This window comes from Olleya namhaensis, from assembly GCF_900114005.1.
GTDB lineage: Bacteria > Bacteroidota > Bacteroidia > Flavobacteriales > Flavobacteriaceae > Olleya > Olleya namhaensis.
The window spans coordinates 1-13,474 of the sequence record NZ_FORM01000001.1 but is presented as its reverse complement, the minus strand read 5'-3'; the positions used below and the strand labels follow the sequence as shown (position 1 = coordinate 13,474).

Annotated in this window: 13 protein-coding genes; 11 read left to right on the top strand and 2 right to left on the bottom strand. The window is 32.9% G+C overall.

All coding sequences use genetic code 11. From position 1 onward, the window contains the following. The first annotated feature begins 75 nt into the window (after window positions 1–75). From BMZ09_RS00065 to tsaB, 10 genes are all read left to right on the top strand, one after another. On the top strand, window positions 76–792 hold the full coding sequence (locus BMZ09_RS00065; RefSeq protein WP_090836361.1) for a hypothetical protein: 717 nt from the start codon (window positions 76–78) through the stop codon (window positions 790–792). A gap of 10 nt (window positions 793–802) precedes the next feature. Continuing rightward, the gene (locus BMZ09_RS00060; protein ID WP_090836359.1) at window positions 803–1,549 is read left to right on the top strand and encodes an SCO family protein; all 747 of its coding nucleotides are present in this window, start codon (window positions 803–805) and stop codon (window positions 1,547–1,549) included. Window positions 1,550–1,597: 48 nt separating this feature from the next. Then, window positions 1,598–2,146, top strand: coding sequence for a DUF420 domain-containing protein (locus BMZ09_RS00055; protein WP_090836358.1), 549 nt, complete (start codon window positions 1,598–1,600; stop codon window positions 2,144–2,146). Between the two features lies 1 nt (window position 2,147). Then, window positions 2,148–2,369 (top strand): hypothetical protein, encoded by a 222-nt coding sequence (locus BMZ09_RS00050; protein WP_090836356.1) that lies wholly within the window; start codon window positions 2,148–2,150, stop codon window positions 2,367–2,369. Window positions 2,370–2,480: 111 nt separating this feature from the next. After that, a complete protein-coding gene (locus tag BMZ09_RS00045; protein WP_090836354.1) occupies window positions 2,481–3,182 on the top strand; it encodes an ABC transporter ATP-binding protein in 702 nt (233 codons plus the stop codon). Beyond that, a complete protein-coding gene (locus tag BMZ09_RS00040; protein WP_090836352.1) occupies window positions 3,175–4,404 on the top strand; it encodes an ABC transporter permease in 1,230 nt (409 codons plus the stop codon). Before BMZ09_RS00045 ends, BMZ09_RS00040 begins: the two co-directional genes overlap by 8 nt. A 2-nt stretch (window positions 4,405–4,406) precedes the next feature. After that, entirely contained in the window at window positions 4,407–5,645 is a 1,239-nt protein-coding gene (locus BMZ09_RS00035; protein WP_090836349.1) for an ABC transporter permease, read from the top strand. A gap of 59 nt (window positions 5,646–5,704) precedes the next feature. Then, window positions 5,705–6,823 (top strand): efflux RND transporter periplasmic adaptor subunit, encoded by a 1,119-nt coding sequence (locus BMZ09_RS00030; protein ID WP_090836347.1) that lies wholly within the window; start codon window positions 5,705–5,707, stop codon window positions 6,821–6,823. Next, window positions 6,807–8,144 (top strand): TolC family protein, encoded by a 1,338-nt coding sequence (locus BMZ09_RS00025; RefSeq protein WP_177183487.1) that lies wholly within the window; start codon window positions 6,807–6,809, stop codon window positions 8,142–8,144. The genes BMZ09_RS00030 and BMZ09_RS00025 overlap by 17 nt, the downstream gene beginning before the upstream one ends. Window positions 8,145–8,146: 2 nt before the next feature. After that, entirely contained in the window at window positions 8,147–8,818 is a 672-nt protein-coding gene (gene tsaB / locus BMZ09_RS00020; RefSeq protein ID WP_090836343.1) for a tRNA (adenosine(37)-N6)-threonylcarbamoyltransferase complex dimerization subunit type 1 TsaB, read from the top strand. Window positions 8,819–8,822: 4 nt separating this feature from the next. Here tsaB and BMZ09_RS00015 read toward each other — a convergent pair whose 3' ends face one another. Further along, window positions 8,823–9,530, bottom strand: a complete 708-nt coding sequence (locus tag BMZ09_RS00015; RefSeq protein WP_090836342.1) for a hypothetical protein — start codon at window positions 9,528–9,530, stop codon at window positions 8,823–8,825. A gap of 68 nt (window positions 9,531–9,598) precedes the next feature. Then, on the bottom strand, window positions 9,599–10,405 hold the full coding sequence (locus tag BMZ09_RS00010) for a mechanosensitive ion channel family protein (RefSeq protein WP_090836340.1): 807 nt from the start codon (window positions 10,403–10,405) through the stop codon (window positions 9,599–9,601). 244 nt (window positions 10,406–10,649) lie between these two features. Between BMZ09_RS00010 and BMZ09_RS00005 the strand changes: the two genes are divergently transcribed. Next, a partial coding sequence (locus tag BMZ09_RS00005) for a choice-of-anchor L domain-containing protein (protein ID WP_143067764.1) occupies window positions 10,650–13,474 on the top strand: 2,825 nt, incomplete at its 3' end.

Sequence of the window (13,474 nt, the reverse complement as noted above, 5' to 3'; positions counted from 1 at the left end):
TAATATATAGTTAAAAAGGTGGTTTATTAAAGCCACCTTTTTTATTTTTGTATTTTAAAAAACACCGCAAGTATTATGGACAAAAAGAATGTAAAAAAAGGTATTGTTTTAAGTGTTTTGTTTTTTCTTCCTGTTATCTTTTTATTGTTTTTGTATCCATCTACAAACAATTACAATCCATTAGAAGTAGTTAAAAATAATGTGTTAGACATTCAAAATTTAACTTCAGCAAATACAGATGTTCAATTAGAAGATTATATTACTGTATTAACTTTTTTAGGTAAAGATCCAGAAGCCTTAGTTGTAGAGTGTTCTAATTTAAAAGAATTGATTTACGATAAGTTTCAAGGTTTCAAAAAATTTCAAGTTATTTCTCTGGTGTCTAAAGATGCAGAAGAAGCTGCCTCTAGGCTAAGAAAAGAGTTGACTAAATACGGGGAGCTTAAGTATTGGAAGTTTGTTCAGTTAGATGATTCTGATACCAGAAAAATGTTTAATAGTTTACGCACTAGTGAGGTGTTAGATTTTAACTTAGCCACAAGCAAAGCTTTTATAATTGATAAAGAACTAAACCAACGTGGACGTCTAGATAGTCGTACTAAAATTGAAAAGGAAAAAGGGAGAGAAGCTTATCCGCTTACAGCATATAATGCATCAGAAGTATCAGAGCTTAAAAATATAATGGGTGCTGATGATTTACGTGTGTTGTTTACAGAGTATAGACAAAAACGTAAAGGTGAGTTTAACTCAGCTTCAAGACGTGCAGACGATTTAAAAGGAGACACAAAATAATATAGGGACAATGAGCAAAAAAGCAAATTATTCGTACATAGGGATTTCATTTATTATTTTATTATTTGGTATTATTTTCGTGCCAAGAATAATAGAACGCATAAATAGTGGCGATATTAGTCGCACTGATGAGAGTAGAAGTGAAGGCTTGGTTGTTAATGGTAAGAAAGCAGTTAAAGGTAAATCTGATTTAGAGTATTTGATTATTGACGGACAACGTAAAAAAGTCCCTGAATTTAGTTTTACGGATCAAGATGGTAAAACCATTACTAATAAGGACTATTTAGGGCAAGTGTATGTTGTTGATTTCTTTTTTACAACGTGTCCAACGATTTGTCCTAGAATGAGTAAAAACTTGGCTCTTATTCAAGATGTATTTAAAGATAACTCAGAATTTGGTATTGCATCATTTAGTATTAATCCAGAAAATGATACACCAGAAGTTTTAAAAACATACGCTGCAGATTACGGCGTAACTAGTGCTAATTGGCATTTATTGACTGGTGCAAAAGAAGCTATTTATAAGTTATCAAATATTGGATTTAATATTTTTGTTAATATCGAAAATTTTGAGCATTCAGGAGATTTTGCCTTAGTAGATAAAGAAGGTTATTTGCGTTCTAGAAAGGACGGTTTTGGTAATCCAAAAATCTTTTACAAAGGTGTGATAAGTGAACAAGAAAAAGTTGATGAAGATGGTAATGAACAAGAAATTACAGCTTTAAAACAAGACATTGCAAAATTATTAAACGAGTAAACTGTTACGTTATTCTGACTATTTTCAGGATTCCCTAAACTTATAGATATGGCTAATTTAGAAAACATACAAAACGAAAAAAAATATAATAAGTGGATTGTTGCATTGTCAATAGTAATTCCAATTGCGGTTGCGGTTCTATTTAATGTAAAATTAAGCGATTTTGGGTTTAATGTAGCGCCTCTAACTTTTTTGCCTCCTATATATGCTGCTATTAACGGTTTAACAGCAATCCTTTTAGTGCTTGCATTTTTAGCTATTAAAAAGAAGAACATCGTGCTTCATAAAAAATTAATGACAACCGCAATTGGTTGTTCTGTCGTTTTTTTACTAATGTATGTAGCGTATCACATGACTAGCGATTCTACTAAATTTGGTGGAGAAGGAGCTATTAGAAGCGTTTATTTTATTATTTTAATAACACATATTGCATTATCTATTGTTGTTATTCCATTTGTGTTAATAACGTATGTAAGAGCAATTACAAATAATATAGAACGTCATAAAAAAATAGCCAGAATAACTTTTCCTTTGTGGTTATATGTAGCAGTAACAGGTGTTATTGTGTATTTAATGATTTCGCCTTATTATATTTAAAATGAAAACTAAAATTTTAAGTCTTGTGTTTATTCTAACAGCTGTTCTTACTAGTTCAGCACAATGTGCTATGTGTAGAGCTGTTTTAGAAAACGAAGATGGTCAGAAGGCTGCTAAAGGTATAAATGACGGTATTGTTTACTTAATGTCTATTCCATACATATTAGTTTTTGGTTTAGGTTTCTTTATATATTGGAAGTATTTTAGGACTAAAAAGCAATAGTTACAGCTCAAAATCAACATTTAACATAAATTTTCGATAAATGTTGTAACAAATTCCATCCTTTGTAGTCTAATTGATATTGAGTTACTAATCAATCAAAAAACCATCATTATGCTCAAAATAAACAAACTGCACAAGTCGTATCCAATTGGCGATTCTAGTCTTCATGTTTTAAAAGGAATAGACTTATCTGTTGAAGAAGGAGAAATGGTGGCAATCATGGGGTCTTCTGGTTCAGGGAAATCAACATTACTAAATATTATAGGAATGTTAGATGAAGCTGATGAAGGGGAATACATTTTAGATAATGTACCCATCAAAGATCTTACTGAGAAAAAAGCAGCCATTTATAGAAATAAGTTTTTAGGATTTATCTTTCAATCTTTCAATTTAATAAATTACAAAAACGCTTTAGATAATGTGGCTTTACCATTGTATTATCAAGGTTTAAAGCGAAAAGAACGTATTGAAACAGCTTTGTTTCACTTAGAAAAAGTAGGTTTAAAAGATTGGGCGCACCACTTACCAAAAGAGTTGTCTGGAGGTCAAAAACAACGTGTCGCTATTGCAAGAGCATTGGCAGCAAATCCTAAATTATTATTGGCTGATGAGCCAACAGGAGCTTTAGATACAAAAACCTCTCATGAGATTATGGCTTTTATCCAATCTTTAAACGATGAAGGCAAAACAATCTTAATGGTAACGCATGAGGAGGATATTGCAAGCATGTGTAAACGTATTGTACGTTTAAAAGATGGTGTAATAATGGAAGACGCTTTTGTAGAACAAGTAAGAGCTTCGGAATATGTTTGATAGAGACCTTTGGCGCGAGATTTTTCAAAGTATTAACATGAATAAAACCAGAACGTTGTTATCTGGTTTTACAGTAACCTTTGCTATTTTGTTATTTGCGTTGCTTTTTGGTATTACAAATGGATTATTAAATACGTTTGATAGTGCTTTTGTAGACGATGCTAAAAACTCAATATTCATTAATTCAGGAAGAACTTCAAAAGCCAGTAACGGTTTGCAAGCAGGACGACAAATTCAGTTTGAAAATAAGGATCAAAAATGGATAGAAGAGGAGTTTGACGGGAAAGTACAATACATTACTTCAAGAATTTATATAAACGTTACTGCTACTTTTAGAAACGAAAAAAGTAGTTACAGTGTTCGTGCGGTAAACCCTGATCATCAGTTTTTAGAAAATACTAAAGTTACTTATGGTCGTTATATAAATGAGTCTGATATTAAAAACAAAACTAAAGTGGTTGTTATTGGTCGTTTAGTGGAGGAGGATTTGTTTCTAAAAACTACAGCGATTGGAAAATATGTAAACCTTAACGGAATACAATATAAAGTTGTTGGTATTTTTGAAGATGATGGTGGAGATAATGAGGAACGTTACATTTATATGCCTGTATCTACAGCGCAACAAATTTATGGTAACAATGACCATATAGATCAAATTAACTTGACTTATAATCCAGATATGGATTTTGATGCGGCTATTGGTTTTAGTAATCTATTGACAAGAAAACTTAAAGACCGTTTTATGGTGTCTCAAAATGACCAACGTGCCATTAGAGTACGTAATTTGGCTAACGAATCTAAAGCGGTAGACCAAATGACTTTTATTTTAGGGATTCTAGTATTGGTTATTGGTTTTGGTACTTTAATAGCCGGAATTGTTGGGATTAGTAATATCATGATTTTTATAGTAAAAGAACGTACTAAAGAAATAGGAATACGTAAAGCTTTAGGAGCTTCGCCTAGTTCTATTGTCTTGATCATCCTTTTAGAATCTATTTTAATTACCATTATAGCTGGGTTTTTAGGCTTGTTTTTAGGTATGGGAATCTTAGAGTTAATAGGTCCTAGTTTAGAAGACTATTTTATAAAGGACCCTTATGTTAGTATAAACCTTGTAATTGGCGCAACATTCACGCTTATTATTGCAGGAGGTTTAGCAGGTTATTTACCAGCTAAAAAAGCATCGAAAATTAAACCAATTATAGCACTAAGAAACGATTAACTATGCGATTTTTATTAGAGAGAGATACTTGGCAGGAGGTTTTTGATAGTTTGGGTAAAAACAAACTTCGAACCGCATTAACTATGGTTGGTGTTTGGTGGGGAATTTTATTACTTATCGTTTTATTAGGGTCTGCACGTGGGATTGAAAACTCATTCAATAGATTGTTTGGTAGTTTTGCTACTAACAGTGTGTTTGTGTGGGCACAAAGTACAAGTAAACCCTTTAAAGGCTTTCAAGAAGGTAGGCAAGTGCAACTTAAAATAACAGATGCAAAAAAAATTGAAGATAACGTAGAAGGCATTGAGTTTGTGGTGCCTAGAAATAGAAACCAAGCGTTGGTTATTCATGATTTTCTGTCTGGAAATTTTAGTGTAAGTGGTGATTATCCATTGCTTGATCAGGTTCAGAAAAAGAAAATGATTCAAGGTCGTTTTATTAATCAAACGGATATTGACGAAAACAGGAAAGTGGTGGCTATTTCGGAAGAAATATACAAACAACTTTTTGAGAAAGATGCCGAAATGATTGGGGAGTACATTCAGCTTAATGGAATGAATTTTAAGATCGTCGGTATGTTTGAAACGGGAGGTAATATGGGACCGTCGGATGACATGAATATTCCGTTTACCACTTTTCAGCAAATCTATAATATGGGAGGTAATATTGGTTGGATGATGATTACTGGTAAACCTGAATATGATATTTCTCAAATTGAAGCAGATGCCAAATTGATTTTAAGAAACTTAAATAAAGTCCATCCCGAAGATAATCGTGCGTTTGGTAGTTTTAACCTTGGTAAAGAGTTTGAGAAAATTACTGGGTTTTTAACAGGGATGCAGTTTCTAACATGGTTTGTTGGTATTGCAACATTGTTTGCAGGTGTATTTGCTATTGGAAACATCTTATTGATAACCGTTAGAGAACGTACAAAAGAGATAGGGGTGCGTCGGGCACTTGGTGCAACACCTTTTGAGATAAAAAGACAAGTAGTATTAGAAGCTGTGTTTATTACATTAATAGCCGGTTTAATAGGTATTATTACTGGAGGATTGATTTTGATGTTAGTAGATAGCCTCTTTGGTCAAGGTCCAGAAGCGGTGTTGGTAAATGCATCAGTATCCATATCCATAGTTTTTATAGCATTAACAATTTTAATAGTTTTAGGAACATTAATAGGATTAATACCAGCATTTAAAGCAACAAGTATTAAGCCAATCGATGCCTTAAGAGAAGAGTAATTTAAGTAGTATAACAAACCAATAAATATATAAAGTCAACCAAGAAAACTATAAATAAAATGAAAAAAACAATAAAAATAATTGTAATTCTTGCTTTGGTAATAGCACTTGTCATGGTGTTAAAGTATTTTAAAGATTCTAGTTCAAAATCGGTTGAAGATTTTAAAACTGCAACACCTTTTTATACTTCAATTAATACTAAAACTGTTGCCACAGGTAAATTAAATCCTGAGGAAGAAGTAGAACTTAAACCGCAGATATCAGGGATTATTGACAAAATCCTTGTAGAAGAAGGAGATGTTGTTAAAAAAGGAGATGTTATCGCTAAGATTAGGGTTGTGCCTAACGAGCAGAGTTTAGTAGGAGCAAGTAGTCAAATTTCTAGTGCTAAATTGTCTTACAATAATTCTAAAACAATATACGATCGTAATAAAACCTTATTTGATAAAGGTGTAGTTTCAAGACAAGATTTTGAGAACAGCGAGTTGGCTTTAAATCAAGCGCAAGAGACGTTAAGTCAAGCACAAAATAATTATCAAATTATTAAAAGAGGATCGTTGTCTGGTGGTGGATCTGCCAATACTAATATTATAGCACTTATACCTGGTACTGTACTAGAAATTCCTGTACGTGAAGGGGACCAAGTCATTGAAAGTAATAATTTTAATGCTGGGACAACTATTGCGACTATTGCAGACATGAGTAAGATGATTTTTGAAGGTAAAGTAGACGAAGCAGAAGTTGGTAAGTTAGAGGAAGGTAAAGACATTAAAGTTATCTTAGGTGCCATTAACGAAAAAGTGTTTCCAGCAAAATTAACCTTTGTAGCGCCTAAAGGTATGGAGGAAAATGGAGCAGTTCAATTTACTATAAAAGCAGATGTAACTGTGGAGCCATCAACTAAAATTAGAGCTGGTTATAGTGCTAATGCTGAAATAGAAATGGAAAGCAGAGATAGTACTTTGGTTATAAAAGAATCTTTACTACAGTTTAATAGAATTACTGAAAAGCCATTTGTTGAAATTGAAAAGGAAGATGGTAAATTTGAAAAGAAAGATGTAGAATTAGGATTGTCTGATGGGATTAATGTCGAAATCAAGGATGGTGTTGAAGAAGGTGATAAAATCAAAGTTTGGAATAAAGCATCAAAAGAAGATAACGATGAAGACGAAGACTAATATGAAACAGATAACGTATTTATTTTTGCTGTTAATAGGTTTTTCAGCAACAGCGCAAGAAAAAAAATGGACATTACAAGAGTGTGTAACGCACGCTCTAGAGAATAATATATCAGTTTTACAAGGTCAAAACACGTTGTTATCAAATGAGCAAGACATCATTGCTTCAAAAGGACAGTTTTTACCAACGGTAAGTGGTAGTGCAGGACATAGTTTGTCTTTAGGTAACACAGAGATATTTCCGGGACAATTTGTTGATAGAACATCTAATAGTACAAGTTTTAGTGTGTCTGCTAACCAAACAGTGTTTAACGGATTTAGGTTAACTAATTTATACAAGCAGTCTCAATTAAGTTTAGAGACTAATAGATTAGAATTGAATAGAATTAAGGATGATATATCTTTAAATGTAGTTAATGCTTATTTAAATGTATTGTTTAATATCGAAAATCTTGAAATCGCTGAAGCACAGTATGGATTTACAGAAAAACAGTTAAAACAGGTACAAGATTTAGTGGACGCAGGTGTGCAACCTCAAGCTAATATTTATGATGCACAAGCAACTTTAAGTAGAGATTTACAAAGTGTAACTGTGGCTCAGAATAATTATGATATTTCATTATTAACGTTATCTCAACTATTACAAGTGCCTTATAAAGGTTTTGATGTCCAGGTAATTGAGGTTAATGATCCGTCTGCAGAATTAATGTATGATGATGCTACCCCTATTGTAGCGTATGCATTGGCTAATAGATATGAGGTTAAAGTTGCTGAAAAGAATATTGAAAATGCAGAATTGTCTACAGATATTTCAAAAAGTGGATTTTTACCATTTATTTCAGTAGGTTACGGGTTTGGATCTAATGTGTTTTATACTAACTTAATTCAAACTGAAAACACGTTTTTTAATCAGTTAAACGATCAGAAAGCGCATAGTTTTAGATTAAACATTAGCATTCCGATTTTTTCTCAATTTCAGAATAAAACCAATGTTGCTAAAGCAAAAATACAAGAAGAGAATGCTAAGTTAAGTTTAGTGCAAACTAAATTGTCTTTAGAGGCTAATGTGCAACGTGCATTTACAGATGCAAAAGCAGCTTTTAGATCTTATGAAGCAGCTAAAGTAAGCCTTGAAGCGCAGAATATTGCATTTCAAAATGCACAAGAGCGTTATAATATTGGAGCTATGAACGCATTTGATATAGAGCAAACAAGACTGCGTCTAGTAAACGCTGAAGCGTCTTTAGTAAATGCTAAATATGATTTTATTTTTAAAACAAAAGTGCTAGATTTTTATCTAGGTAAACCAATAACAGAATAAAAGTGGCGTATATATTAAATATAGAAACTTCAACTACAAACTGCTCAGTCTCTCTTTCTAATAAAGGGGAGACTTTGGTGTTAAAAGAAGATTATGGTAATGGGTATTCTCATGCAGAAAAACTGCATGTCTATATTGAGGCTGTTTTAAAGGAAGCAAATATTACTTCAAGTCAATTAGAAGCTATTGCGGTAAGTAAAGGTCCAGGGTCTTATACTGGTTTACGTATTGGTGTTTCGGCAGCAAAAGGATTGGCCTACGCTTTAAAGATCCCCTTAATATCAATATCTACTCTAGAAGCATTAGCGCATCAAGTAAGTGCTGATTCAGGTTGTATTGTACCTATGCTTGACGCTAGACGATTAGAAGTCTATTCTGCTATATTTGATAAAGATTATAATGTAGTAAGAGCCATAGAAGCTCAGATATTGAATGAAAGTGCTTTTGAGAAAGAGCTAGCTTCCGGTAAGGTTTACTTTGTTGGAGACGGTGTAGAGAAAACAAAAATACTTTTAAATAGCCCTAATGCTATTTTCATTGAAAACAAGTTGCCGTCTGCAGATCAAATGAGCGCTTTAAGTTTTAATAAGTATAAAAAAAGCGACATCGAAGATGTCGCCTATTTTGAGCCTTATTATTTAAAAGATTTTGTTGCAATAAAATCTAAGAAATAAATTATTACTTGCTATCTTTTCTAAGTTTTTCAATATGTTTGAAAACCTTTATAAGATCTTCCTCTTTTTTTAATTTGATTTTTTCACTTTTAATAAAGCTTAAAATCGCTTCTTTTTCTTGAGGAAATAAATTAGCAAATTCTTTGTTTTTTTTCGGAATTTTGTTAGCAGTTAAATCATTTACTTTTACATAATACTCATCACTACTTTTTACATATTTAGCTGGTTTATCTTTATGATATGTTGTTTTAGCAATTTCTTTTTCTTTTACAAAAACTGTTTGTTTTTTTAATAGAAAAAAATCACCGCTAGTATTTAACACCTCGAAGAATCCAGTCTTAATATTCTCTTTATCGTCTACATACTTGGAATTGATATAATTTTCTCCCGTCAGCATAGTTACAATTATGGTACCTCCATATTTATTTAAAGCATACGACGTATTATTTGCTCCTTGCACCTCTATATCATCATTATAAGCATTGTATCTTACGTTGAATAATATATTAGGATGCGTAGATAATTTTGCCTGTTGATAATTTTCGTAAATGTATTTAGAACCTTCGATATTTGGGTTCTCCTCTCTTTCTGCTGTATTCATTCCCATGTCACGACTAAAAGTACGTTCTGGTATAAGAACAACTTGTTGTGAAATAGCCTGAAAGCTAAAAAGAGAAACAATACCGGTTAATAATAAAATTGATTTTCTCATAATTATTGGTTTAAGTTAATATATATAGTTAGCATCAAGAATTATACCGTTATATTAAATAACTAGCTTTATTTTTGTATTTCTACAGCATGAGGATAAGGTATTTCTATTCCTGCAGCATCTAATGCTTCTTTTGTTTTTTCAGTTGTTTCAAAATAAACAGCCCAATAGTCTTCTGCTTTACACCAAGGTCTAACCGCGAAATTAACAGAGCTATCTGCTAATTCCATTACGTTTACGGTAGGTTCAGGCGTATTTAATACTTTAGGGTTGTCTTTTAAAACTTGCATTAATACAGATTTTGTTTGCTTAATGTCAGAGTCATAACCAACACCAAAGACTAAGTCTACACGTCTTGTGCCTTCAGTAGAAAAATTAATGATATTACCATTTGATAAAGAACCATTAGGTATTATAATTTCTCTATTTGATAGACCTGTTAATTTAGTAGTAAAGATTTGTATTTCTTTAACAACACCAACTTCACCTTGAGCTTCAATTAAATCACCAATTTTAAAAGGCTTAAACAACATGATTAAAACACCTCCTGCAAAATTACCTAATGATCCTTGTAGAGCAAGTCCAATGGCTAAACCAGCTGCAGCTAGAATTGCGGCAAAAGAAGTTGTTTCAACACCTAAGGTACCTAATACAACTACAATTAATACGATTTTTAATACCCAGTTAAGTAGGTTTAATAGAAATTTTTGAAGACTTTCATCATAATTTTTTAAAAGCATTAATTTTTTTAAAGCTTTAGTAATTTGCTTAATAACAAAAGCTCCAATAATCCATATTGCAATTGCAGCTAATAATTTAGGCGCATAGTCTATAATAACTTGCGTGCCCTTATCAATCCATTTTTGTAAATTCATTCTGTATATTCTTAGTTTTGAGCAAATATAGATATAAATGAGAAAATCTTAGTTTTAGGTAGGATAACTTTAACTTTACTTGTTATACTGTTAACTATCATAATATAGTCTTGACTATTTGTCTAAACTATTAAGTTTTAATATCCTTTTTTGATTAGTTAAATGACTTAGTAATCAGATTTTTTAGTCATTATTTTAGTATACTTGTAATGTAATACTTTGTTAAACCCTCTTATATAAAGAAATGAAGAAATTTCTACTAATTATTGCTTTTTTTGGAGCTCTTTTTACTGCACACTCTCAAGATGTAGTTATGCAAAACGGAACATTTACCCAATGTTCAGGTGTTTTTTCTGATTCAGGAGGGGTGACTTCTAATTATTCAGATGGAGAAAATTTTGTTATTACTTTTTGTCCGGACAGTGTGGATCAGTTTGTTCAATTAGAGTTTACAGCGTTTAGCACACAATTGGTAGCGGATGTTATGACTATTTATGATGGAGATGATACTTCGGGTGCTGTTTTAGGAACCTTCTCTGGAGGGACTACTAATCCGGGAACTATTTCGGCATCGCCAACAAGTACTACAGGGTGCATAACAATTTCATTTGTTTCGGATGCAGCTGCAAATACTAATACAACAGGATGGTCGGCAAATATTTCTTGTTTACAATCTTGTCAGACAATAACACCAACTATTGATACTACAAACCCAGTTGCTGATACTACAGGAGTTGTTCAAGTTGCTTTAGGTGGCGTGGTTAGTTTTGATGGAAGTGCTACTTTTTCTGATGATAATACAGGTGCTATTTACAGTTGGAATTTCGGAGATGGTTTTACAGATTTAGGAGAATCAGTAGCTCACACATTTAATAGTTTGGGTCTTTATACAGTAACTTTTACAGCAACGGATATCAATCCAACAGGGTGTTCTAGTTCTGACTCAATACAAGTTCAAGTTTTAAGTCCATATATAGATGTGGATCAAACCACTTATACTGTTCCAGAATTAGTAGAAGATGTTTTAATTAATAGTGCCTGTGCTAGTGTTTCAAATATAAACTGGAGTACAGGGACCAATTTTGGAGACGTTAATGGTATTGGGTATTTTACAGCTATTCCTGGTGCATTTGCTTTTGAGGCAGGTATTGTTTTAAACTCTGGAGATGCTATGGAAGCAGAGGGCCCTGAAACTGGTGTGCAAAGTAGTGGAGGAGGTTCTTGGCCTGGAGATAGTGATTTAGAAGCTGCTATTAATACTGATTTAGATGGTGTGGCAGGAGATGATTTACCTGCAGGTTTTTCAACAAATGCTTCTTATATTGAATTCGATTTTGTGCCAATAGCAAATAGTATAAGTTTTGATTTTTTGTTTGCTTCGGATGAGTATGGTGGTTTCCAATGTAGCTTTTCTGATGCATTTGCTTTTTTATTAACGGACTTAACAACTACAACAACAGTTAACCTTGCTATAGTGCCAGGTACAACAGATGTTGTTTCTGTATATACCGTAAGAGATAATGCTTTTGACCCTAGTTGTTCTTCAGAAAATCCTGCATTTTTTGATTCTTTTTATGGAGCAGGCGGACAACCAGCAGCAAATTCTCCAATTGATTTTAGAGGATACACTGTTGCTATGACTGCTTTTGCTAACGTAACGCCAAATAATAATTATAGAATTAAACTTGTAGTTGCCGATGATGGTGGAACTAGTGGAAATGATACAAGCTATAATTCGGCTGTTTTCCTAGGAGCAGGAACTTTCAATTTAGGAGGAGATTTAGGGGATGATGTTACAATAGGAGCTGGTACGGCAATTTGTAGTGGTGGAGTAATACCATTAGACACTAACCTACCAACTGCTTCTCATACTTGGTATTTAGATGGAGTTGTTATTCCTGGAGAAACATCGTCTACGTTGGATGCTATGGAATCGGGTGTTTATAGTGTAGATGTAGTGTTTTCTGCAACTTGTCAAGCATCAGACTCGGTTTTAATTGAATTTATTTCCGGTCCGACGGTACAAAATACAATTGATATTGTTGAGTGTGATAATGCTACAGGACCAATTAATTTTGATTTGACTGTAAATGACACAGAAGTAATTGGTGCGCAGACAGATGTATTTGTTAGTTATCATACACTTTTAGTAGATGCGCAAAACGATGCAAACCCTATTGTTGATCCTGCAAATTATGTTGGTTCTGGAGTATATCCTGAAACCATTTATGTTAGAATAGAAGATCTTGCTTCTCAAACGTGTTCAGATACAGAAGCGTTTACTTTAGATGTTATTACAACGGTATTAAACCAAGCTCCAGATCTGGAAGTCTGTGATGATTTATCCAATGATGGCGTTGAATTTTTTGATTTAGAATCTCAAACGGTTCCTGTTTTAGGTACTCAGCTAGCTACAGACTTTAATGTGACTTATCATAATTCTTTCGCAGATGCAGATGCAGATATCAATCCATTAACAAGTCCTTACAGTGGTAGTGATGGCGAATTTATTTTTGTAAGACTAGAAAGTGCTTCAGATGCTAATTGTTATTCTGCTAATCAATTACCAAATGGTGGTTTTACACTTATCGTGAATGCTAATGCAGTTGCGATACAGCCAATGGATTTGACGTCTTGTGATGACCCAACCGAAGATGGTTTTGAGGTGTTTGATTTAACAGCTCAAGAAACTACTATTTTAGGAGGACAAGATCCTTTAAATTATACGGTAACTTTTTATGAAGATATGGCAGATGTTATAACAGAAGCTAATCCAATTTTAAATCCGGGAGCTTATCAAAATACGACAGCTTCTCAGCAAACAATATATGTTAGAGTTAATGATAATAGCAATTCTACATGTTATGGCTCTACAACTTTTGATTTAATTGTAAATCCATTACCTACTGTGGCAATACCAACATCATTAACAATTTGTGACGATGGTACACCTGATGGATTAGCATCATTTAACTTAAGTCTTAAAAACAACGAAATAAGTGGTGGTAACCCTGCATACGCAGTAAGTTATTATTTAACACAAGCGGAAGCAGATTCAGGGACTAATGC